Origin of the sequence: Bacillus sp. AFS088145 (assembly GCF_002564465.1) — a bacterium.
GTDB lineage: Bacteria > Bacillota > Bacilli > Bacillales > Bacillaceae_G > Gottfriedia.
On the sequence record NZ_NUUX01000028.1, the window covers coordinates 50,046 to 75,000 of the forward strand.

Genomic DNA, 24,955 nt, shown 5'->3' on the forward strand with positions numbered 1-24,955 from the left:
TGTTATTTGTTGTGGCTATTATTAGGAGGTGCAAAATTGAAGATCGTTTTTTTTAGAAATCTCAATAAAGTTGAAACATATGCTGCAAATAGAAAACAAATAAAGTTGAATCTTCCTAGTAAAGAAGAGGCTAGTGTTATATTTGGCCTAACAAGAAAGTTTGAATTTGATAATCGTTGTGCAAGACCACCCCAAATCAGCGGTACTGTTGTAGCTTCTGTTACTTGTAATAGAGACAAGGATATTAGAATTTATTTCTATCCAGTCTCCCAAACTATTTATCCAGAGAAGGCGAAATCTCAATTTCATAATGATGTATTACCTAAACTTAAGAAATGGATTGATCATCAAGTGTCAAAACCAGAAACTGCAGTTTTAGGGATTGAAGAATTTATTATCGAATGGAATGGGAAAAATCATCTTTTCCACCAAATTAAATTTTTATAAACTGTTTTTAAAGACGGTAAAGTTTAATACCGTCTTTTTTTATTTTTTGTTACATATAATCCTTTAGTTTGCTTAAAAAACGTAATTAAATTAAGTTTTTTAAGTTTTTTTGTAGAAATACTTAAATTAATTATATATAATAGCTTTAGAATTCAATCTTAAGGGAATAGATAAAGGGGCTCTAAACGATGTATCAAGAACATAGATTATCTTTGATCATAAATTATTTGGCTTCAAATAATGAGATTACTTTAGAAGAAATATGTACAATGCTAAGCGTTTCAAAGGATACAGCAAGAAGAGATCTCGTCAAACTTGAAGAACGCGGGGAAATTATCCGAATAAAGGGTGGAGCAACACTTCCAACATCTAATCGAAATTTAACCGATTATAAAGAACGAAATGCAACTGAAGGCAAGGAGAAAATTGCGCAAAGAGCATCATTACTTATTCGTGAAACTAGTGACATATTAATGGATACATCTTCAACTTGTGCACTCATGTCAAAATTTATGTCAGGTAAACAAGTTAATGTGATTACAAATTCAATTGATATAGTTGATTTATTAGGTGAGTATGAAGAAATTCAAACCTTTATGCTACCAGGAAAATTTAATCGGAAAAATAGAAATTTAGTTGGACCTAGGACAATTGAAACACTTAATGATTACAAAGTTGATCAGCTATTTCTAGGTGCTTGTGGAATTAGCGCAGAAGGAATAACTTCACCTGATGAAGAGGAAGCGTTTTTAAAGAAAAAAATGATCAGTTGTGCAAAACAAGTAGTTTTATTGGCAGATCATACAAAGTTTGAAAAAGTTTTTCTGCACAAAGTATGTGATATTAAGGGAATAGACATCATTATTACAGACAAAGATCCAGATGAAGAATTTAAAAGAAAAATCATCGAATTTAATATTCATTTAATTAGTTTAGAAGATGAAGAAAGTGAGAGGATTTCGGGTGAAAAAAATTAAGGTTGGTTTAATTGGATATGGTTTTTCAGGAGCTACGTTCCATGCACCTTTTATAAGTGTTCTAGAAGAATTTGAATTAACAAAAGTTGTTAGTTCAAAAAAGGAAGATATCCAAAGAGATTTAGGAGATATAGACGTAGTAAGTAGTTTAGATGAAGTTCTAAAAGATGAATTGATTGACTTAGTGGTCATTACTACGCCAAGTGGTATGCATTATGAAATGGCAAAACAAAGTTTAGAAGCAGGTAAACATGTCATTTTAGAAAAACCGATGGTCGTGGAAACATGGGAAGCGGAAGAGCTAATTAAGATTGCTGAAGAAAAGAATCGAGTACTAAGTGTATATCATAATAGAAGATGGGATAATGACTTTTTAACAGTTAAAAAGTTAATAAATGAAGGTGTACTAGGAGAAATCAATACATATCAAGTTCATTTTGACCGATATAGACCAGAAGTAAGGAATCGATGGAGAGAAAAACAAGGTCCTGGTTCTGGCATGTTATATGATTTAGGTTCACATTTAATTGATCAAGCTTTAAGCCTTTTTGGGCAGCCTCAATTCATCTCAGCGGATGTATTTGCACAAAGAGAAAATGCAGAAACAGATGATTATTTTCATATCATTTTGGGATTTGACAAACTACGTGTAATTTTACATTCTGGCTCCATCATCCCAAGTAACGGACCACGTTTTCAAGTACATGGAAACAAAGGGAGCTTTATTAAGTATGGAATAGATGAACAAGAAGCCGCACTAAAAGAAGGTAAAAAACCTACTGAACAAGCATGGGGTATAGATGAACCGCAATTCTATGGAAAGCTCTATACTCTTGACGGCGAAAAAGAAATGGAAGAAACCATTGAAACAATACCAGGTTCGTATACAACATATTACAAGAAAATTGCTGAGAGTATTATCAATGGTTCCAATGTTCCCGTTACAGGTATAGAAGGCTGGTCTGTTATTAAGATCATTGAAGCAGCATTTAAAAGTAGTGATGAAAAGAAAGTGATTTATCTATAATTGGAGGTTGTATGGAAGAGAAAACTATTCAACAAAAACTTGAAGAGGTAGTAAAACAAGAAGAAAATCTAGTCTTTAATAGTTTTTCAAATAAAGATGCTTTAGAAATTGGTTTATTAATTATTGAAGCTGCTAAAGAGTTTGATAAACCAGTTGCTATAAATATTTTAAAAAACGGTCAAAGTATTTTCCATTTTGCAATGGATCATACATCACCAGACCAAGATTTATGGATCAAGCGAAAATCTAATATTGTTCTCCGTCATCATTGCAGCTCTTATTATATGAGGATTTACAATGAGATGAAAAATAGATCATATAATGAATTTTACTCAGCTAGTCCTTATGAGTTTGCAGCACATGGTGGGGCATTTCCTATTAAAATTGAAGGATCGGGCGTAATTGGCGTCATTACTGTTTCAGGCTTAGCACAAGAGGAAGATCATAATTTGATTGTGGAGGCATTAGCAAAATTCCTAAATAAAACGATTTAATTTTAATCTATATAAATAATAGATTTTTTTAAAAAAATTATTATGGAATTTCAAAGGAGTCGGATTATCGGCTCCTTTTTTACATGGGTTGCGACCAAAATATCGAACATTTTTTTAGTATGGTTTCAGTTCAATGAAATAAAGGGATTCAATACCACCACACACATCGAATATAAAAGAGCTATTCGTTCGAACAAATCTTTACGCGAATCATTAAACAAACAAAGCTATTCGTCTGTCAAAAATGATTAGAATCTAAAAATCATAAAATAGGGTGTGTAAACAGTGAACATTAGAGAAATCAAACTAGAGGATGCAGAAAATTTTGCAAAACTAATTATAGAAGTTGAAAACCAGGCAGATTTCATGCTGTATGGAGCAGGGGAAAGGAAGACCACAACTGAAAAACAACGAAAACAGTTAGAAGTGATTGAAAAATCCCCAAATTCGACCATATTTGTTGCGGAAGAAACTACTGGCAGGTTAGTCGGTTATGCGTTTGCAATTGGGAGTACCGCAAAAAGGAAAAAACATTCGGTGTATCTTGCAATTGGTATTTTAGAGGAATTTACAGGGAAGGGACTTGGGACAAAATTATTTCAAGCATTAGAAGAATGGGCAATTAATCATAGTATATTCAGATTAGAATTAACTGTTGTAAAACAGAATGAAGTAGCAGTAGGTTTATATAAAAAGATGGGTTATCAAATCGAAGGAACAAAAATAAATTCCTTAATAATAGATGGTAAAAGATTTGATGAGTATTATATGGCTAAGATATTATAATGTCTAATAGATTGGCCTAAAGTAATGGGATTTGTTGGTGGAATTGCTGGATGGGCTTTGAATTATTTTCTTTTGAAAAATCGTTAAAAATCTATTCATAATTTTAAGTTGCGTTAAGTTGATAATTTTTAAAAAAATTGGGAGGAATTTTTCAAAAAATTACCATTTTCATTTTCCTTTCATAATTGTATGGGATTATAAATTGTATTTAAATTACATATGAAAGGGAATGATATTTTAATGTCAACTGCCAAAAAAGTTTTAAAGTCGTCAGTTAGTAAAATACCACAATTGACACTGTTATTTTGGATCATGAAGATTGCTGCAACAACACTAGGAGAAACGGGTAGTGATTTAGTGACTGTACCTGGAACAGAAGATAATTATTTAACACCTTTTCTGTTTTTCGTTGGTGTATTTGCTGTCTTTTTAACGATTCAATTGTTTGTAAAGAGATATGTATCAACTGTCTATTGGACTGTTATTCTATCTACTAGTCTTGCAGGTACAGCGTTTTCAGATTATATGGATCGTTCATTAGGGTTAGGCTATATGAAAGGCTCACTAATTCTAATAAGTTTACTTGCTATCATTTTTATTTTTTGGTATTTTACAGAGCCAACGTTAAACGTAAAAAATATTTCGACGAAAAGGGTAGAGGTTTTATATTGGGTTGCTATTCTTGTTTCTAATACATTAGGGACTGCAGCAGGTGATTTTTTATCTCATAAATCTGAAGGAGTAGGTACGTTAGCAGGTGGAAGGAGTTACCTAGAACAAGGATTAGGACTAACTATTGCACAAGGGGCAATGCTAACAGGTGGTTTAATATTATTAATACTTTTAGCATACAGGTTTACAAATTTAAATAGAGTATTTTTATTTTGGGTAGCGTTCGTACTGACACGGCCGTTTGGAGCAACATTTGGAGATTTCCTAATTAAACCACAAGAAAAAGGCGGATTAGGATTAGAGAATGGTACACAAATCGCATCTGCAATTTTATTAGGTGTTCTTATCGTCTGTATAATCATCCAGTTTGTAACAGATAAATCAAAACTAAATAAATTGAAAATGAATGAATCTGATATTCAAGTAAGTTAATTTCATTTAAGGTTTATATAATAGGAGAGTGGGAGGTAAGTAATATAACTAACCTCTCACTCTCTTTATTATTATTTTAGAAGAAAAAAAGCTGCCAAAGCAGCTTAAATTAAAATATATAAGTTATTTAATCTCTTTTAAATCTAGCCATTCAGAATATGTCAAAATGTTTAGTTCATCTTTTTTACTTACGACATAATTAACAATCGTTTTAAACTTTTCTGGATCAAAATTCATTTGAGCTTTATCAGCTTTTTTTTCAAATCGATGATTAGTAAATACAATTGATTGTTGCGTCTTAATTGCCAAGTCAATTTGTTCTTTAACCCATGAAATGTCTGTACTAGGAAGTAAATTAATCGTACGAACTTCATATTTTTTGATATTGTTTGTTTGTATTCCATCCTTAATGGTACGAGCACTTCGATAATGTTCTTCCTGTAAGGTTTTTAAAGTATCTTGATTAAAAGAACCATATGGATAAACAGCGATATTACTTGCTCTTGTAAAACAGTGTTGATCAAGCCATTCACGTGCAACGTTTAATTCACTTTTTTGCTCTTGTTTTTTTAAACTTGCTAAATGTCGATGTGTATTTGTATGATTCATCAAATCCCAACCAGAACGATATAAAGTATTTAATTGACGTAATGACATATATCCTTTAGTTCCTATTTTCGAAGGAATGACAGCAATACTTCCTTTTAGATCATTATCCTTTAAGATTTTAAAACCTTTCGTAAATTGCGTTTCCCATCCATCATCCATTGTAAAAATAATGTTAGCTTTATTTTTGTTTTTTTCAATTTCTTGTGGTGTTTGTACTTTACTTTGCAAATTTTTACAATTAGTAGTTTGCGGCAAATTATTTTGTTGTTTAGGTTCTGACAAATAAGATGCACTACTTTTCATAAACGGATATGCTATCAAAAATGATGAAATTAGAACAGCATATACGATAATTAGTTTTTTATCCAACGTTCTTCATTCCTTTATCCTTTTCTAACTCATAAATTCTCCCAGATCGTGAAACTTTGTTCCAATCATTACGGTTTATAAAATAGGAAATAGTACCAAATAGTACAAAAAATAATGTTACAAAACGATAGACAAATAAGTCTAAAATAATTGTAACTGTCAATCTGATCTTTTCTTTGCCTTTAAATTTAACGCCATAATAATTAGCCAAATACATAGCAAATATACTATAAATAAAATTTAAAGATACAACTCCGAGCAGATAGAATAATAGTAGATTTTGAGCATGTCCTATATTTGTAAATAACAAATAGCCAAAATTAAAAAGCGTAAAATAGATAGCAACTGTACCTAAAATAAAAGAATCGATTAGCATAAAGAAAGAAACTGTGCGAAATAAAAAGGTCTTTATAAGCATCGGAAAATAATAAATGACACAGTCAATAAATGCCTTTTGCCAACGAATTCTTTGTTTAAATAAATCCTTCCAGGTTTCTGGACACTCTGTATAACATACAGCATTAGGGACAAAAACCATTTTCTTGCCAGGATTTTTTAAAATGTATTGTTGGAATTTTAATGTAATGTCGATATCTTCTCCTAAAGTCTTTCTATATCCACCAACTTTAAATAAAATATCTCTATTAAAAACCCCGAATGCCCCAGAAATAACGGAGAGTGCATCGAATTTCGCAAGAGAAACTCTATTAATATAGAATCCTTTTATGAATTCAAAAATTTGAAATCGAATGACATGATTAACTGATAAAGTACGCTCGATATTTTTTTGATTAAATTGAACACCTTGAAGGGGGTGCACCATTCCTCCTGCGGCTAATACATCAGGATCTTGGAAAACTTCATTCAGAATATGCAATGCATCGTTTGCAAGAATACTATCTGCATCTAAAGTTACGACTAATTCATTTTTAGAGTATTCGATTCCAGCGTTTAAGGCGTCATGTTTTCCACCATTTACTTTATCTATTACGTATACATTTGGGTATATAGTCGATTTATAAAAGTTTTTGATTTTAGTACTCTTTAACTGATTTGATATTTTTCGATCTTCCGGTGTTAGACGAAGCAGTTTATGTAAAATTTTCATGGTTCCATCTTGAGATCCATCGTTAATATAAATAACTTCTTTTGTTGAATAATCTAATCTATTAATCCCTTTAATAGCTGTTTCGATAATGCTTTCTTCGTTAAAGCATGGTATAAGTATGCTGATGCTTTTATTAGTTTGTATTATGTTTTGTTTTCGTTTCTTACGATTATAAAAGATTGGAAGAGCATTGATCATATGTAAGATTGGGAAAAAGGTACATAAGAATAGGGTGAGTATTGTAACAAATTGCATAATTAAATCTCCTTAAAACTTGTATTGTTACGTATTTTCAATATCTGAATATGAAAGAAAAATAATCACTCAGTCATAACAATATTAGATTTCTACTTTGATTATTTTAACGAGATTTTGGCTTTTTTAATATGTTATTATTTGAACAATTTATTTCAAAATGAATACTAACAATACAAATATTAAAATGTTTTCTAAATTCATGGTAATTTCACGTACCGTATTTAATTTTATCTAAATAGTTTTGATTAGTAAGAAACAGAAAGGCAATGTCTCTATTTTTGAAATGGCCCAAAAATGCACTATTCTTAAAGAGGGGACATAATTATACTTGCAGCTGGCGGAGTATCTAAAATGTGATTTAGTTGAAGTGAAGAGGCAATGATTAAGCTTGGATATTGAAGTCACTATATGAATGCTCATCAAATTTGCACAGTACCGTTTTAACCTCTGTAGGAATTATGTTGCCAATTGTGAACATCGATAATTAGTATGATGAATCTTATTGGAAGTGGATATAAGAATTTGTTTTATAAAATAGAATTGTTATGAATTATTTATTATAGTAGCTTTAGTTATTAGAACTAATTCGCGAAATTGATAAGGATAATTAAAAACAGCCGAAACTTAATAAGATTCAGCTGTTTTGTTTTACATTAATTTTTAATGCTTAAAGTACTATCTAACAAATAAACCTACAATCGTTCCTGTTAAAACTGAACCTAGCGTAGCAACTAATAATACTCTTAAACCAATTTTAGCAAAAAGCTCTGATTGTTTTTTATCAATCGCAGCAATTGCACCATATATAATTCCAATTGATGAAAAGTTAGCAAAAGATACTAAGAATGATGACACGATTGCTACAGTTTTTGTTGATAAATTAGGAATGATTTTTTGGAAATCAAGCATTGCAACAAACTCATTTGCAGCAACTTTTGTACCCATTATTGATCCTGAACGTACTAATTCATCTGTTGGGATACCCATAATGAAAGCAACAGGTGCAAAAACATATCCTAAAATTTCAGTAAATGTCATTCCGATAATCGCATTGAATACGAAATTAATCATAGCAAGTAAACCAATGTAGGTTATTAACATTGCTCCAACAATTAAGGCAACTTTACCACCATCAAGTGCACCGTTACCGATGGCTTCAAATAACGACTTTTCTTTAATCATTTCTTTGACATTAATTTCTTCATCTTGTTCTGATGTAACAGGACATGCCATTGAAGAAAGAATTAAACCAGAGAACACGTTGATCGGCAGTGCAACTAGTACATATTCAGGGGGAATCATTTGCATATATGCACCTAAGATCGAACATGATACCGCTACTAACGAAGATGTAACGACAACAAATAATCGGTTAGGTGTAAGTTTATGTAATTCGGTTTTAACAGAAAGAATTGCTGTTGTATCACCGAATACCATACTATTTACAGCAACGAATGACTCAATCTTTGGTAATCCTGTAACTTTAGCAACTGCTCCACCGATATATTTAATTGCTAACGGTAGTATTCTTGTGTAAGTCAAAATTGATAATAATGAAGATACGAATATGATCATCATTAAAACGTTTATCCAAAAATAACCCTTTGTCGATAAATCACCGAATACAAATGAAATACCTTCGTTACCAAAGGATAATACCTTATTAAAGAAAGAGACGATCTTTTGTAAAACTGTTCTACCAATTGAGGTTTTTAGCATAAACCAAGCTAAAATCAATTGAACCACTAACATAATTGCAACAGCTTTATAGTTAATGTGTTTTTTATCATTAGACATTAGCCAACAAATAATAAGTATCAAGATAATGCCAATGATTGCGATAATATATGACATTTATTTTCCTCCAAACTACAAAATCGTAGAATAATTTCTAATTTGCAATCTTATTGTTTCCAATCAATATAAAAATATCATTAAATAAAGTAAGCTTTATTTAAATAAATAGCTGAACTAATTTCATGCCACCCCAAACACCTATAATCCCACAAATTGCTGAAAATACAGGTGGTGCCGGAATTGGTAATTTAATGAGAGTAAATACAACTCCAACAATTAAACCTGCGATTAAGCTCATAATTATTTCATGCATATTTACTAACTCCTTTTTGTTTCAACACTTTTTTGTATTACGATTGATACTGATCGCCAATCTTCTCTGTTAGGGTATTATCCCCAAAAATCATAGCTAATACAAATTACTACACTAAAGAAAACTTTTTTTGTAAATCAAATGGATGGTAGGTAAAAAGAATGTTTTTAAAGAATATATTTGTAAAGAAAATTCTAATCTTGATCACCTAGAATATTTTCAAGTTGAAAGGGGCTTATGAATGAAACAATCGCTATTGCAAGAAATTCATGATTTTACTTTATTTGGTGAACATGCAGATCATTTTGAATACTTAGCAAGTGGAAAAGATGGAGATGTTTACACTAGAGACAATTATGTTATAAAAGTATTTAAGGAAGATGGAAAAAGTCGAGATGACGGGATGAAACTTCACCTTCTCGAACGAAGTATATACTATCCAAAAGTACATGTATTTACGAATGATTTTATGGTAAGTGATCGGATATTTGGTGAAACTTTTTATCAATTAGATGGACACAGTAAAAATTTACGTAAACAATTTGAAACAGAAATTAATCAAGCGATCTTTGATGCTCAAAATGCAGGTTTAAATGCATTCGACTTACATAATCATAATTTAATTTTATCAAAAGATGGCGAAGTTCGAATTGTTGACGTCGGACGATTTTCTCTTGAAGAAGAAACTCTCCAGCTAGGCTTTTTTAAATCTTTATTTGGAAGTTCAAATCGACGTAACCGAAAACATAAAAAACGTCATGATCACTCATCCTCAAGGCATCATTACAAACACTCTTCATCCTCAAGACGCCACCATCGTAGACATTCAAGTTCATATAGCTCTTACTCTTCCTAAATAAAAATCCACCTTTCTCATCAAAGGTGGATTTTTTTCTCAACTGCATAAGTTATAATAGAATGGAAAAACTAACCAATATTATTAATTGTAATATTGGAGGGCAAAATGTATAAATCAATCGTAGCGTTTATGCTTTTAATATTTCTTGGTTTTTCCTTCGATCATTTCATGGTGGCAGAGGCTAGTGTATTTACAAAAGAAATGTTAAAAAAAGAAATCGAGAATTACGGAGAAAAAGCAACTAACAAAATCCCGGCATCCTATAGTAAAGAAGATGCGCTAAAAAATGGAGATATATTAATAATAGGAAGAACTACTAACCATAATGAACGGATTCAAAAATTTATTAATAATGTAAAAAATAAGAAGCCTGACTTTATTCGATTTGTTGAATTTACTTCAAAAGGTGATCCAGTGATTACCGAATATCAATATAATGGAAAATTAATATACTATCGATTTGATAGTTCAAGGGATCGAACAGACCGATATCGAAAAGGTACATTTGCGATGAGTAAATTTGTTACAGGACCAAAAGTATTAGAAGACTATTGCCAAAAATTAGTCATAAAAACTAATACGTCATATTTAACAAATTGTTATCATTTTGATAAGGTGGAATTTTAGTTTTTAAAAACGTCGGTTAAAAAATCGGCGTTTTTTGTATTATTGTTAAAAAAAAGCGAATGAAATTTCACTTACCGTAATTTATATACAAAACAATTTTAGATCTTAAAATTCAAGATTATTAATAAAACTTATTAACTATCCAACCTTGAGAATTTCACTTACCGTAATATATTCCTAAAATTATTTCTTTTAACGATAAGATGGACAAAAAGTTCCAAACTAAACTATAATTTCTACATATAACGAATAAAACTACTACTAAAATCTGGAAATAATAAAGATTCACCAAAGGAGTAAAAAAAATGGCAGAAAATATAGTTCAAAATGAGAAAACTGAGTTAATAAAATTCATACCGCCAAAAGGAGAATTTACAAAATTTTTGTCTGATGAGGATTATTTAGAAAAAGGACGATCTTGGGGATTATTTAATAAAAATCCAAAACATGATTTTTTATTCAAAGGTCAAGACTTTCAAGTAAATGTAAAGCTTGTTGGCTATGAAACATATGGGGTTACGGATGAGTATCATACAATTATTATTGAATTTGAAGATGGCAATTTAACATGTATTCATCCTGCTTATTTAAAAGAAATGCAATCACCAAGCTTTAAGAAAGTATACACAGTTGGTGAAAGTGATCCGAAGAACAGTGAAGAGAAGAAAACAGAATCAGAAACAGTAAAAACGTCGAAAGAAAGTTCTTCTAAAGCTACTACAAAGAAAAAAGTAGAAAAGAAAGAAGAAGTTTCAATTACATTACCAATTGATAAATCACATTTTAACGGTGCCGTTAAAGAATTCAGTACAAAATATAATCATTTCAATGATAGCGAAGAAGAAATCATAATTTGGGAAAACGTAGCTGTCAAAGGAGATCAGGATTTAGTAATTGGTAATGCTTGGTGTTCATTGAGCAAAACTTTAAAAGCAGCTGAATTAGAGGTAGGTAAATCTTATCAATTTGATGGAAAAGTAGTTGATAAGAAACTAAACAAAGAAGTTAAATATAAACTAAATAACCCTTCAAAGGTTGCTGAGATTTAAATTTAAAGCAAGTAAAAAAGTTTCAAATTAATTTATATTTAAATTAAGCGAATTCATAAAAAGCTAACAAATACAGTTAGCTTTTTTCAGTGTTGAAATATAAAACGTTTAATAGGGAAAACGTACATTAAGTAATCATTATTGATGATTAAATTATCAATTTTGATTGATTTATTAATGGTACTCTCAGTAAATGCAATTTGGTTAGGTTTGTATAGTAAACTTTTTTGATGAGTAAGTTGATTGGAATGGAGGGATGCTCGACTCCTATGGGATAAGTGGGAAGGCTAAAGAATCTCGCCATTATGATCAAATCTAAGTAAATGGTTACATGTTTTTATTTTTTTAGACAAATAATTTAATAAAACACAATACCTATAAAAAGGTAATTAAAGTATAATCCTGAAAATTAGTAACTTAAGTCATGTATTACTACTTTTTACTAATCATAAAAAGAAGTTTAGTATCTTAATACACTTATTTAAGGGGGCGTATTTGTTGAGAAGAAGAAAAATTGTTATAACGATTCTTACTTTTGCTTTAGCAGGTTCTTTATTTTCAAATACTGCACTTGCAAAAGAGGATAAAGTTAATACTTATGAAAAAATTGATCTTGTAGGTCTTGGAGACTCCATAACATTTGGTTTCAACTTAGGTACTACTAATAGCATACCATCAAATTATGCGTTCCCTTTTCTAATTGGTGAAAACGCAAACCTTGAAGTTCGTGATTTAGGCGTTCCAGGTTGGACGACAGCTAATCTTTTGCAAGCAATAAAATATGATACCAATTTCAGACAATCAATAAAACATGCAGACTATATTACTTTAGATATAGGAAATAATGATTTGTTACATACTTTGAAAAAAAGTAATCATTTAGAACAACTTCCAGGAAAAATTGCTTCAATGATGCCGAAACTGACAGGAAATTTAAATGAAATAATTAAGGAAATTCGTGAACTTAGCGATGCTCCGATTGTTTTGTACAATTTCTATAATCCATTTCAAGTAAATAATCAACCGATGCATAAACTATCAAATCAATTATTATCGTTCATCATTAATCCTAAAATAGCTAGCATTGCAGGTAAATACAAAAATGTAAAAATAGCTGATGCATTTTCTGCGTTTGATGAAAAACAAGCAACGTATGTTAGACAGGGAGATATACATCCAACTATAGATGGACAAACTGTACTAGCTAACATCGGAAGGAACGCGCTCGGAATAAAAAAATAAAAATTTTTTATTAAGTTTTTATTTTTCAAATTAGCTTATTTAAAATTATCGATTAACCATAGATTGTGGTTAATCTTTTTTTATTGTAGCTATTTCTTATGTTAATTAATTTTGAATGGAGACATATCACATTCATCATAGAACTATATATTAATATTTACTAAAAAATGCTTTTTGGATTTTGAATAAATGATTTTATATTTAGGAGTGATCTAATGGAAAGTATCCATGAGATACTAAATGAGATTACATCATCTAATGAGGGTGATGTATTAGCGACAATTATTCATGTAGAAGGCTCAGCCTACCGGAAAGAAGGAACTTCCATGTTATTTAAGGGAAATGGGAAAGAGGTTGGCTTACTCAGTGCCGGTTGCCTTGAAGCAGATTTGTCATATCGAGTTCAAGAAACAAGAATAAGAAAAACACCCCAAACTGTTACTTATGACATGAGTGCAGAGGATGATTTAACATGGGGCAATGGAGCAGGGTGTAACGGAATTGTTACTGTGCTTTTAGAACCAATTGATGATACTATGTTTAATTTACTAACTAAATTAAAAACATACCTATTAAATCGTACAAGTGTATCGATGATGAAAATTTTATCTGATGATAGTAATGAGGTTGAAACTTTATTCATAGTCGATGAAAAGACCTTTTTTGGAAACTGTAATGAGCGAAAATTAAATCAGATTAAAATTGCTTTTAATGAATTACTCTATACTAATCAAAAAAGTGGGCTACGTACGATTGAACCGCTTGAAATTAATACGTATTTACATACTTTTCATCCAAAGCCTCGATTATTCGTGTTTGGAGCAGGTAAGGATGCGATTCCTTTAGTAAAACTTGCATCTTTAGCGGGATTCTTTGTAACTATAACCGATTGGCGCGCGGATCTATGTTCTAAAGAATACTTTCCGGACGCAGAACAAATCTTTGTGGGATTTCCGAGCGAAATCATACCAAGACTTCAATTGACTGCTTCTGATTCAGCTATCATCATTACCCATCAATTCCAAAAAGACAAGGAAATATTAAATCATATATTAAATAGTAATCTTAAGTACTTAGGAGTTCTTGGTGGAAAAAAACGAATCCAACGACTTTTGGAAGGCAAAAAAGTAGATACAAAAATAAATAGTCCAGCTGGCCTACAAATTGGGGCTGAGGGCCCAGAAGAGATTGCAATCAGTATTGTTGGTGAATTAATTCAAAGACAAAGAATAAAGAAGATATCCAAGCATGAAGAATAGTAGAATCATTGCAATATTACTTGCTGCAGGTAGTAGTAAAAGAATGGGACAGAAAAAAATTACACTTCCATTAGGTAATTCTACAATTGGAAGTTTCGGTTTACGTAAATTTATCAATTCTAAGATTGACCATGTTTTTGTCGTAACAAAAGAAGATGATTCACTAAATTGGATTAGCAAAGATCTTTTTCAAAAACCTTATAAAGATTCATGGACACATGTTCCATGTACAAGTGCTAATAAGGGACAATCATATTCTTTAAAATGTGGTTTAACTCAAGCCCTAAAAACAAAGCCTTTAGGGATCATGATCCTCCTCGCAGACCAACCTTTTTTATCGATCCAAACTATAAATGAAATACATCAAATTTATTTAAAACGTGTTAGTCAGAATTCAACAATTCCTTTTTTAGCAGCAAGCTTTCAAGGTGTCCCCAGACCCCCAATCATCCTATCGCCAAATACGATACCTGACTTATTCATGTTAAATGGAGATGAAGGAGCAAGAGCCATTATTCGGAATCATACTAATTTCGAAGGTTTGTTGGTTGAATTTGAGAATCAGTGGGATTTTTTCGATATCGATACAAAAGAAGCGTATGAAGTAGCGAAGAGATATGAACATAAAGGAAATTAGAAAAGGAGTTGCAATTTTTACGAAATAAGTTGTAAAGCATTTGCCGTTCAAAAAATATTAGTGAATGCAGACTTTTAATGAGATATTTCAAAATATTGTACTCTAGGTATCAGATGAAAGACTAAATGACAAACGATAAAACTTTATCCTTCTTATATTTCCACTTTGGTACATAGGGAAAATATGAGGGGTTTTTTGTGTTTTGGGATATTTTTTAATTTTCTTTATGGGGAATTTGCTGGTTTTTGTACTTTGAAAATAATAAGCAATCTGGTGATAAATAATATATATAACGGTTCCATGTGGGAGGCATTACCTAATTATGTAGATACAGATGTATATCATTATTATAATAAGGCCTATAATGAACAAAAAATCCAATCGTTTGAAACAATAACCAAGTACTCACTTATACCGTATGAGATTAAGGTGATACCTGATGCAATTGCTAAAAGAAATAACGCAACGATTGATTTTACAACTAGTGAAAATGGTACGAATTTTAATATAAGATTTAATAAATAATTCCTTTTCGTTAGAAATAATTTAGTTAAAGCTTTGTCTAAATATAAATTAATAGCTAATATTCGCTTATAAGTTGTTAGAAGCAATTATAAATTCTACTATAATAGGGGTATAATAAATAAGAGTTTGGTGTTGGTAATACCAAACTTAAGTACAACATCCGTAGTGATACGGCTGACAAATATGTCCTTGGGGAAGGACGGTTACTTCTTATTAGAAGTAATATTGATGATGGCAACGATTAAGCTGATAGGCGCAATCGTTGCCATTATCCTTTCTAGCATATTGTTTCATTTTCCTTCATATTTCAAATATAAAATTGTGAACTATATTTTAATTATAAATCCATTAAATGGGGTGCCTAAAAATTCGGTAAAACTGAAATTTTGGCACCCCTTATCTATTGATTAGCAGGAACTTAAAAAGATACAATTAATTCATAAATAAAAGTTCATTAAGACTAACAAAGTCTAACATATATCATAATTTAAATAGAAGAACTTCTATTTGGCTAACAGACAAAAGGAGTGTGCAAGATGGAACGGAAAAAAATAAATAAGCTTATAATTTGGATGTTAATTTTGTCTCCGGTTTTATTCTTCCTAATACCGATATTAGTCGGTTTAGTTTTAACGCATCCATTTAGACGAAAAACCGAACAAACCCCTGCCGATTACAATTTGCAATTTGAAGAGGTTGAATTTAAGAGTAATCTTGATCAAGTTGTGCTAAGGGGATGGTGGATACCAGCAAAAAATTCAACAACTAAAACTGTCATAACTGCACACGGGTACACAGATGAACGAAGTCAAAAAAAGATTAATGGTCTTCGAATTGTGCAATCAATCCATGATCAAGGGTATAATGTATTGATGTTTGACTTCCGTAATAGTGGAAAATCAGGTGGACGAACGACAGGAATTGGATATTATGAACAGCATGATTTATCGTCGGCAGTGGAATATGTGATTAACCAACGAAATCAACAAGAAATTGTCTTGCTTGGATGGAGTATGGGTGGGGCGACATGTTTACTGGTTGGTAGTCTTCATCCGCAAATTAAAGGAGTTATTGCAGATAGTCCATTTCATGATTTACAAACTTATTTGGAAGATAATTTAAGTGTTTGGTCAAAATTACCTAAAAAACCTTTTACTTCAATCATTTTACGTTCGATGAAACATTTATTAAAAATTGACCCAAAAGAAGTGTCTCCAGTCATATCAGTTCAAAAAGGAAATTCTACAAATTATTTATTAATTCATGGAAAGAATGATTTGAAAGTACCTTTCAGTAGTAGTGAAATGATTTATGATCAAATCCCTAATGAAAACGAAAAATCATTATGGTTAACAGAACATGGACATATTACAACATTTATTGAAGAACCGGAACCATATACGAAGAAAGTAATTGATTTTATTGTAAAAACATTTTCTTCTAATGCAAATTAAATAACTAATTAGATTTTGTGAAACAGATGAACCTTAAAGAGTGGTTTATCTGTTTTTTTATTTGAGAAAGATATACTTCAGTACATGAAAGTAGAGCGTGTAGAAAATACTATCATTTATAAATTGGTTTAAATAAAAAGTATAATTTTTGCCCCAAAAAGCTCTATTTTACTAAAAAGGCAGGTGAACTAAGATGGCAAATGAATATCGTTCGCGAGAGGAACGTAAAAGGCTGGAAAAGCCTTCTAAAATTTCCAATAAGTCGGAAGGCTTATGGAAAAAAATTACTGTAACATTATTATCAATCGTAATTGTTTTCATACTGATTGGTGTAGGAATATTTTCATATTTAGTTAGCGGAGCACCCGCTTTAGATGAATCAAAACTCAAAGTACCACTTTCTTCGACTATTGTTGATAAGGATGGCAAAGTTGTCGCAGAGTTAGGTAGAGAACAACGTACAAAAGTGTCCTACAATGAAATTCCAAAGGTAGTAGAAGACGCATTTATTGCTACTGAAGATGTGCGGTTTTATAAACATAAAGGCGTAGACATTCGACGGGTATTCGGTGCAGTTTTAGCGAATATTACTGGAGGTTTCGGATCGCAAGGTGGAAGTACAATTACCCAGCAAGTAGTAAAAAACTCATTTTTATCTTCTCAAAAAACAATTAAGCGTAAAGTTCAGGAATGGTACTTAGCATTTAAATTAGAACAAAGATACTCTAAACATCAAATATTAGAAATGTATTTAAATAAAGTTTACTTTTCGAATGGTCTTAAAGGGCGAGGAGTATATGGTGTAGCCAAAGCTTGTGAAACTTATTTTAGTAAAGATTTATCTAAAATTACCTTACCAGAAGCAGCAACTTTAGCAGGTATGGTGAAGGCTCCAAATAGCTATAATCCTGCAAAGCACCCTGTTGAGTCACAAAATCGTAGAAATACAGTTTTAAGTCAAATGAAAAAATATGGATATATTACAGATGAACAATATACAAATGCAAAAGCAATATCAATGAAATCCTTAGTAAAGGTTCATGAATCTGGTGGTACAAAATACAATTCATTTATCGATGTAGTCGTAAATGAAGTGGAAAAAAACAGTGATGCAAATGTTTATACTGATGGACTAACGATTGAAACAACTTTAGATCCTAAAGCACAAGATAAAGCAGATGAAATATTAAGTAGAGGAAAAAGCTTCTATCCTAGTGATGAATTTCAAACTGGATTTGTATTATTAGATACGAAAACTGGTGAAATTCGAGCAGTAGGTGCTGGTAGAAATACAAGTACTGGTGGTTTAAACTTTGCAACTGATATTAAAAGACAGCCGGGATCATCAATTAAACCTATACTTGATTACGGTCCAGCTATTCAGTATTTAAAATGGTCAACTTATCATCAAATACTTGACGAACCTTATTCATATTCTAATGGTACACCTATTAGAAACTGGGATCGAAAATATAAAGGTGATATTTCAATTCGATTAGCATTAGTCGATTCCCGAAATATTCCTGCATTAAAGACTTTCCAGGCTGTAGGAAGTGATCGTTCTAGAGAATTTGGGAATGGTTTAGGGTTTAATTTTTCGAAGAATACATATTATGAATCTTATTCGATCGGAGGATTCACAGGTGTATCTGCAATGGAGATGGCAGGAGCTTATGCTGCATTTGGAAATGGTGGAATTTATAATAAGCCTCACTCCGTTAAAAAAATTATTTATCCCGATAAAACTGAAAAAGTATTTGCAACTGAGCCTAAACAAGTAATGAGTGATTATACTGCATATATGGTAACAGATATGCTTCGTGATGTAGTTAAAACACCACTTGGTACTGGTAAAAGAGCAAATGTACCAGGTCTAGATATGGCAGGGAAAACAGGTACAACAAACTACTCTGATGAAGTTAAACAAAAATACGGATTTCCGGATAACGCAACTCGTGATAGTTGGTTTATTGGATATTCTTCTGATGTTACAATGGCTGTTTGGACAGGGTATGAAAAAAATAAAAAAAATAATTTTCTTGGTAAAGGTTCAACAAATATTGCAAAATTCATTGCAAGAGATATGTTAGCGGCAAATGGAGATCGAAACGCAATATTTAGAAAACCTTCATCAGTTGAAGAAATTCGAAACGAATTATACATTCGAGGAGAAAAAGTAGATGATATTCCTAAAGATATAGTGATTGAGTCTGCAAAAAATGTTAAGGCAAATTATGACCCTGTTACAAGTAATATTTCATTAAATTGGACGTATCCTGCAAATCTACTTCAAAAGACGTCTTTCGTAGTTAGTTATACTGTAAATGGTGCAGCGGGACAAACTCAAAAAATTCAGGGTACAGCAACAAGTATTAATGGAATTGTACCTGGAGATATTGTAAAAATAACGATTATTGCTACTAGTGATGAAGGTAATAGTGGACCTGTTATAATTACCGTTGATTTATCTTCAACTGAACAACCAACTACTCCACCTGCAAATGAAGGTGGACAAGGAACTGGAAATGGACAGGGTACTGGAAATGGACAAGGAACTGGAAATGGACAAGGGAATGGAAACGGGACAGGAGAAGGTACAAAGCCAGGTGATCAAACGCCGGGTACAGGGGGAAAGAATGGAGATAATATTATAAATCCAATCGTCCCTAATCCTAATAATCCACATTAAATCTAAATTTAAAACGCATTGAGAAAATATCAATGCGTTTTTTCAAGTGAATAATGTTAAAGGAGTTTTTAAATGGAAGATAAATTAAGTATTCATATTTTTTTAAAAGAGTCAGATAATCCATTTGCAAGTTATTATAGCGATGACTTTTTACACTTAAGCTCTGATTTAGAAGATTTTATATTATCTAAACTACTTAGTGCTAAAAGAAAAAAGATAGAGTTATTATTTGTTGGTCAAAATAAATTTGATGAAAATTCATTAAAAACTGCGACGTTAAACTCTTTTTCTAATCTTATGAAAACTGATGAACGGATTTATGCTAGAAATATTAAAAAGACAATTATTTTATTTGTTTTTGGTATTATCATTGGCTTGTTTTACTTAAAGCTTCAAAAAAGTCACGCCTATATCGGAGGCATATTAAGCATAGTATGTTGGGTATTTATTTGGTCAGGTACAGAAGTATATTTCTTTGAAAATATGCAGATCAAACAAAAGATTAAAAAATGTAAGAACATTCTTAATGCAAATATTTACAAAAAATGAGAATGCTAATGCCCCCGAAAAGGTCGGAGGCATTAATTTGGCTGTGTTATTTTATAGGGTGAGCTTTTTGAAATATATCTCTCAAAATATAGTAAGATTTTTTTAGTCGTTCATGATATATAGGCTTATCCCATTTTTTCCAAGTATAAGAATAAAAATCATCCATTAAAAGGTTTCCATTTTTTTGTCTAACAGTTGAATAGGATAATTCCTTATTTGATTCAGTAGAACGATAAGTAACAACAGCTACTTGAATTGTCTTTATTTTTTTGTGGCCTTCTAATCCACTTTTCCATAGATCGCCCATTATTTTGCGGGTACTTGGATCTTTCACATTTAATAATTGCCATGGGACACGGATTTCTATCACATGATTTTTTTCGTTGAGCGAAACATCAGTTAAAGAATTAAAATCTTTATGAAGTGGGTTTCCATCTCCGAACATTAATTTACCTGTTTCGTAAGACTCTAAAGGTAAATTTAGTGATTTCCCGTTTAAATTTGGAATGACAAGCGGTCGATTTAATCCAAGCATGATTTTATGATAAATACCGTTATCTTTCATATTTACATTCGGCTCAATTGGCGCGTAATGTAAAAGATTGGCGTATTCATAATAAAATGGATCATAATAGCTATCCACAAAAACATGAGAATTATTAGGTCCATTTAAGTCAATTAAAAAATCAATGCCATTTTCAGTTTTTATCGTTTTGTCATTTGGAAGTTGATGTTGTCCTTGACCTGGGATCGTATCAAGTAAAAGCATAACTCCTGTTTTAGACCAATCAAAAGGTTTTTTCGTTTTTTCAAAATTTAAAAGGAAATTAATTGATCGCTCGTCGCTAGACATTGACCAATTCTTTAATTTCCGTTCGTTATCATTTTGATCAAGAGAATTAATAAAATTAGCATTTTTCATATTTGCTGATTTGATTTTATTTTTTTTCCAATCACTTGGATCACCATCTACAGAAATGACATGTTTTGAACTGTTAGGATCAAAAGATAGTAAACCAAATTGCTGTTCGCTCGTTTGTACATTTAACCAAAATGGTCGGCGCTCAGGATCATCTAATTGCATAGTATTCCATGTTCGTTTAAACCATTCATCTTGCCATGAAAATACAATTCCGCCAGCCATTTGCTCCGTTTGAATGTCTTCAAAAAGGTGAGCATTAATTTCTCCCTGCTCAGTTTCACTATGAAACCCTTGATTCCATCCATAACGATTGCGATGAGTCATACCTCTTGAGGATGGAATACCAAATTCTGAAACTAAAACTGGCATAGTATGTACTTTTCTTAGTTCATGTAAATATCCAGCATAACTATTCTTCTTACCCCGGGAATCAATATAATTCGTATAGCTTAGTTCATAATTTAAAAATTCTGGGTAATATGGGTATACATGATAGGAAGCAAAATATCCAGGATATAATGTTGACTTTGGTTTGACATGATTCGGATCTAATGAAACCATATCTTCTTTTTCCATCGGTTCATTTGGATGATGAATCGGATCGGTAGTTACCCAATTTGCAAAGCTAATTGGACGCTGCCAAGCATATTTTTCTGTTTCATATTTCACTGTATTGTCTAATATACCTGCAAGCCAAACTTCAAATGGAGTTGCATTGTTTGTTTGAAAGTACTGACCATTAAAGTCAACAGTACCTTTATGTTTATCATTTGTTGTTTTCATCATATTTGGATCCCACTCGATGCCCAATATCCAACCAATTACGTATTTTGAAATATTGGAATGGTATTTACCCGAAGCTTGACCTAGTTTTTGAGGGATTTGTGCTCTCCCATGTATAACATCAACTGTTTGACGAATATCATGTTGAAAATCTTTTGTAAGACCCTCATTATAAATATCTACTGATGAATTCATCTTCTCCTCATTAAGCCAAACACCGTGAATTAAATAGAGAGGGTGATTAGTTTTTTGATTGTATTCATAAAGTGCATCATAAAAAGCAGGAGGATGAAGGGTATATACTCGAATAACATTTGCGTGCATCTTTCCAATCTCTTTGAGCCACCTTAAATATTCAGCTTTTGTTATTGCTGTTTCACCTGGAAAGTGTCCTGGTTTAGCAATCCCAAGATTTACACCTTTCAGAAGGAGATCGTGTGGGGTTTTTGTTTTATCGAAAAGTTGAAAATAAATTTCACCCATCTGAGCGGGAAATGTAATGTTATTTTTTTTATAGGTGTATGTGTTAACTTTCCTACTTATTTTACTAGTTTTTGTCTGATGGAATAGTATAAAAGCCACACCCATCATTAGAAAAAGCATCAGTAAAATGATCCATTTTTTTTTATTTTCCTTCATCATTAAATCCTCCAAAACATTTGAAACGTATTCGTTTAGTATGCTATAAGGTAATTTCCTATATTCGTTAGGAGTGTATAAGTTAACTCTTGTTAGAATGATTTGATAAAAAATAAAAAAAGTTAAAATTAAGAACATTATACTTAAAAATAAACTTTGTATTTATTGCAAATGTCGGTTAAAAAAAGTAAAATTTGGTTAAATTAACGTTAAAAAAAGTGGAGATTGTTATATTTTTTATAATGAGAGGAAAAAAGATGAATAATACAGATGGAATCAAACCTTCAAGGAAATATGCTAATGGAACTGTACATGAGACTGCTAGCGGGAAATTTAAGGTATTAGATCGCTATTTAAAAGATGGTGTAATAATGATTAAGCTTCAATGGTTAGAAAGTAATGTAATTGAAGAAAACAAAGAAGTAAATGTGTCTGCTTCGATTTATAAATTTCAAAAAAACAGGGGTATGAATGAAAATAACCCTTTATCACATCCAGTAGAAGTACAATTACTACATGATATCAAAACTAGCTTGGACCGTTTATTTGAAATTTTAGATATAAGAACTGAACTTTTGAACCATGCACTAGAAAAAATTGATGAAAATAGAAAGAAAATCGACGAGAATAGAGAGACTTTAAAGACACAACAAAAAATGATTGAGGAACAAAATAAGAGAATAAACACAATCGTAGATAAATTGATTGAAAAGATGTAATGATAAGCCTAAGGATAACGATTTTTTGATTTATTTAGAATCATTATTTGGAGTTAAGAATAGTTTGTTTAGAGTTAACTGTAAAATAAAAAAAGAATCTTAAAAATAATAAAACCGCAATTCGAAAATAGCCGAATTGTGGTTTTTGTTTTATATTTGGTAGTTTTTAGGAAATAGTGATGTTGTCTTAAATTACCAACAAATATAACGTTGATTGGATAAAGAATTAACGTTAATATTAGATAAAGTAAACTTGATTTTGAAGTTCATTTTAGTTTTAACGTTTAGTTTGAAGTGTTCCAAGTTAAGTCATAGATGACAATAGAACGATTATTTTAAAAATAGTATTTTAATGTACGCCGATTAATACCAACTAGATCAAATTGAGCGGGTGATAACGTGATTGATATTCAAACTGAATCTCCAATTGTAATGTTTATAGGAAGTGAAGAGAAATTTAATTATCAAAACTTTTGTGATGTAAATAACTATCATTATAAATTAGTTAACCCCAATCAGAATAATTTAGCTCTGTTTGAAAAAATAGATTTATTTAATCCAGATGTACTAATTATTTTTATTGAAGAAATACGAAACACATTTAATATAGAGAGATTTAATCAAATGAGGGATTTTTGTGAAAGAAGATATATTTCAACAATTTGTATATGTAATACGACTGATCAAATGACAATGAGTGCACTTATGCCTGATACCGTTTTTAGTGAATCAGTTGCTGAAATCGAACTTCAGAAGTATATAAACAAATTCGCTCAGCGTAGAAATCAAATACAGGAACAAGTTTTAATTGATCCAATGACTGGTGTTTACAATTTTAGATATTTAAAGAATGAGGTAAAAAAACAATTAGAGGATTTAAAACGTAGCTACGAATCTTTTTCGTTGGTATACGTAATAAAAGAACAAAATCAAGACTATTTTTTGAATAATTTAACCGAAAAAAGTTTTATTCAATTTTTAAAAAGAAGTTTAAGATCGTCCGATTTGCTAGCACATTACAAGAAAAAAGGATTTGTTTTATTGCTACCAAAAACGGTAAAAGAAGATGGCATTAAATTAATGAATCGTTTATCACAATCATTTTCAGAAGTACCGATCTCTTTTGATAATCGAATTCACTATACGTCATTTAATTTTAATGTGCTTGAAATTCCAGATCCAAGTATAAGAGCTGATGATTGTTTAACACTACTCACTTCAAATGAAATGGATGCTATGAATCGATTTGATTCTACAGCTAGTAAAATTGAAAATATGATTCGTAAGCTAAAAGTAGCGGTAATAAATGAAGATCGCCTCATTCGTGAAATGCTAAAACATCAATTGTCAGATTTAGGCGGAAAATTATATGATGTTGAAATAAAAGTGTTTATGGACGGGGAAGAATTTTTAAATGATCCTTGGCACAAGCAAAATGAACGATATCTTTTAATAATCGACCGTATCTTACCTAAAATGGGCGGCTTTGAAATAATACGAAAAATGCGTACTAGCTATGATCGTAGAAAATATTTATGCTTAATGATTGGAAATAAAAGCTCTGATAATGATATAGCAATTGCATTAAAAAGCGGTGCAAATGATTACTTGGAAAAACCTTTTAGTCTGAAAGAATTACGTCTTCGTTTAAATAGAATGTTAGGTATAACAGATAAATGAATATAGTCATTATCCTTTATCTAACTGGAATAT

At 31.0% G+C, this 24,955-nt stretch carries 23 protein-coding genes; 18 read left to right on the top strand and 5 right to left on the bottom strand.

Translation table 11 applies throughout. The features are described from left to right. The first annotated feature begins 36 nt into the window (after window positions 1-36). The 6 genes from COI44_RS17695 (at window position 37) to COI44_RS17720 (ending at window position 4,835) form a co-directional block, all read left to right on the top strand. A complete protein-coding gene (locus tag COI44_RS17695) occupies window positions 37-447 on the top strand; it encodes a hypothetical protein (RefSeq protein ID WP_098429108.1) in 411 nt (136 codons plus the stop codon). A gap of 188 nt (window positions 448-635) precedes the next feature. Then, the gene (locus tag COI44_RS17700) at window positions 636-1,424 is read left to right on the top strand and encodes a DeoR/GlpR family DNA-binding transcription regulator (RefSeq protein WP_098429109.1); all 789 of its coding nucleotides are present in this window, start codon (window positions 636-638) and stop codon (window positions 1,422-1,424) included. After that, the gene (locus COI44_RS17705) at window positions 1,411-2,451 is read left to right on the top strand and encodes an oxidoreductase (RefSeq protein WP_098429110.1); all 1,041 of its coding nucleotides are present in this window, start codon (window positions 1,411-1,413) and stop codon (window positions 2,449-2,451) included. The genes COI44_RS17700 and COI44_RS17705 overlap by 14 nt, the downstream gene beginning before the upstream one ends. An 11-nt stretch (window positions 2,452-2,462) precedes the next feature. Beyond that, window positions 2,463-2,945 carry a heme-degrading domain-containing protein gene (locus tag COI44_RS17710; protein WP_098429111.1) on the top strand — a complete coding sequence of 161 codons (483 nt, stop codon included), beginning with the start codon at window positions 2,463-2,465 and terminating at the stop codon, window positions 2,943-2,945. A gap of 285 nt (window positions 2,946-3,230) precedes the next feature. Then, window positions 3,231-3,731, top strand: a complete 501-nt coding sequence (locus tag COI44_RS17715) for a GNAT family N-acetyltransferase (RefSeq protein ID WP_098429112.1) — start codon at window positions 3,231-3,233, stop codon at window positions 3,729-3,731. A 240-nt stretch (window positions 3,732-3,971) separates the two neighbouring features. Beyond that, window positions 3,972-4,835: a COG4705 family protein gene (locus tag COI44_RS17720; RefSeq protein ID WP_098429113.1), complete on the top strand. Its 864-nt coding sequence runs from the start codon at window positions 3,972-3,974 to the stop codon at window positions 4,833-4,835. Window positions 4,836-4,958: 123 nt separating this feature from the next. Here the strand turns inward: COI44_RS17720 and COI44_RS17725 are convergent, their stop codons facing one another. The 4 genes from COI44_RS17725 to COI44_RS17740 all read right to left on the bottom strand — a co-directional run bounded on the left by COI44_RS17725 (window position 4,959) and on the right by COI44_RS17740 (window position 9,289). After that, entirely contained in the window at window positions 4,959-5,813 is an 855-nt protein-coding gene (locus COI44_RS17725; RefSeq protein ID WP_098429114.1) for a polysaccharide deacetylase family protein, read from the bottom strand. Next, window positions 5,806-7,176 (bottom strand): glycosyltransferase family 2 protein, encoded by a 1,371-nt coding sequence (locus COI44_RS17730; RefSeq protein ID WP_098429115.1) that lies wholly within the window; start codon window positions 7,174-7,176, stop codon window positions 5,806-5,808. The genes COI44_RS17725 and COI44_RS17730 overlap by 8 nt, the downstream gene beginning before the upstream one ends. A gap of 678 nt (window positions 7,177-7,854) precedes the next feature. Then, window positions 7,855-9,033, bottom strand: coding sequence for a NupC/NupG family nucleoside CNT transporter (locus COI44_RS17735; protein ID WP_098429116.1), 1,179 nt, complete (start codon window positions 9,031-9,033; stop codon window positions 7,855-7,857). Between the two features lie 100 nt (window positions 9,034-9,133). After that, window positions 9,134-9,289 (bottom strand): XapX domain-containing protein, encoded by a 156-nt coding sequence (locus tag COI44_RS17740; RefSeq protein WP_025671048.1) that lies wholly within the window; start codon window positions 9,287-9,289, stop codon window positions 9,134-9,136. Between the two features lie 241 nt (window positions 9,290-9,530). On the opposite strand from COI44_RS17740, the gene COI44_RS17745 reads away from it, so the two are divergent. The 10 genes from COI44_RS17745 (at window position 9,531) to COI44_RS17790 (ending at window position 20,179) form a co-directional block, all read left to right on the top strand. Next, window positions 9,531-10,145 (top strand): hypothetical protein, encoded by a 615-nt coding sequence (locus tag COI44_RS17745; RefSeq protein WP_098429117.1) that lies wholly within the window; start codon window positions 9,531-9,533, stop codon window positions 10,143-10,145. Between the two features lie 108 nt (window positions 10,146-10,253). Next, a complete protein-coding gene (locus COI44_RS17750) occupies window positions 10,254-10,775 on the top strand; it encodes a DUF4362 domain-containing protein (protein ID WP_098429118.1) in 522 nt (173 codons plus the stop codon). Window positions 10,776-11,080: 305 nt separating this feature from the next. After that, window positions 11,081-11,824, top strand: coding sequence for a hypothetical protein (locus COI44_RS17755; protein WP_098429119.1), 744 nt, complete (start codon window positions 11,081-11,083; stop codon window positions 11,822-11,824). Between the two features lie 498 nt (window positions 11,825-12,322). After that, on the top strand, window positions 12,323-13,066 hold the full coding sequence (locus tag COI44_RS17760; protein WP_286133905.1) for a GDSL-type esterase/lipase family protein: 744 nt from the start codon (window positions 12,323-12,325) through the stop codon (window positions 13,064-13,066). A gap of 215 nt (window positions 13,067-13,281) precedes the next feature. Then, on the top strand, window positions 13,282-14,325 hold the full coding sequence (locus COI44_RS17765; RefSeq protein WP_098429120.1) for an XdhC family protein: 1,044 nt from the start codon (window positions 13,282-13,284) through the stop codon (window positions 14,323-14,325). Beyond that, a complete protein-coding gene (locus COI44_RS17770; RefSeq protein WP_098429121.1) occupies window positions 14,315-14,962 on the top strand; it encodes an NTP transferase domain-containing protein in 648 nt (215 codons plus the stop codon). The genes COI44_RS17765 and COI44_RS17770 overlap by 11 nt, the downstream gene beginning before the upstream one ends. A gap of 273 nt (window positions 14,963-15,235) precedes the next feature. Next, window positions 15,236-15,487, top strand: a complete 252-nt coding sequence (locus COI44_RS17775) for a hypothetical protein (protein WP_142329278.1) — start codon at window positions 15,236-15,238, stop codon at window positions 15,485-15,487. A 536-nt stretch (window positions 15,488-16,023) separates the two neighbouring features. Next, the gene (locus COI44_RS17780) at window positions 16,024-16,941 is read left to right on the top strand and encodes an alpha/beta hydrolase (RefSeq protein WP_098429123.1); all 918 of its coding nucleotides are present in this window, start codon (window positions 16,024-16,026) and stop codon (window positions 16,939-16,941) included. Window positions 16,942-17,134: 193 nt separating this feature from the next. Then, on the top strand, window positions 17,135-19,630 hold the full coding sequence (locus COI44_RS17785; RefSeq protein WP_098429124.1) for a transglycosylase domain-containing protein: 2,496 nt from the start codon (window positions 17,135-17,137) through the stop codon (window positions 19,628-19,630). Between the two features lie 72 nt (window positions 19,631-19,702). Continuing rightward, window positions 19,703-20,179, top strand: coding sequence for a hypothetical protein (locus tag COI44_RS17790; RefSeq protein ID WP_098429125.1), 477 nt, complete (start codon window positions 19,703-19,705; stop codon window positions 20,177-20,179). 46 nt (window positions 20,180-20,225) lie between these two features. On the opposite strand, the gene COI44_RS17795 is transcribed toward COI44_RS17790, so the two are convergent. Next, a complete protein-coding gene (locus tag COI44_RS17795) occupies window positions 20,226-22,523 on the bottom strand; it encodes a hypothetical protein (RefSeq protein WP_098429126.1) in 2,298 nt (765 codons plus the stop codon). A 257-nt stretch (window positions 22,524-22,780) separates the two neighbouring features. Between COI44_RS17795 and COI44_RS17800 the strand changes: the two genes are divergently transcribed. Both COI44_RS17800 and COI44_RS17805 read left to right on the top strand, forming a co-directional pair. Beyond that, the gene (locus COI44_RS17800) at window positions 22,781-23,242 is read left to right on the top strand and encodes a hypothetical protein (protein WP_098429127.1); all 462 of its coding nucleotides are present in this window, start codon (window positions 22,781-22,783) and stop codon (window positions 23,240-23,242) included. A 399-nt stretch (window positions 23,243-23,641) separates the two neighbouring features. Continuing rightward, window positions 23,642-24,922, top strand: coding sequence for a GGDEF domain-containing response regulator (locus tag COI44_RS17805; protein ID WP_098429128.1), 1,281 nt, complete (start codon window positions 23,642-23,644; stop codon window positions 24,920-24,922). The last annotated feature ends 33 nt before the right edge of the window (window positions 24,923-24,955 follow it).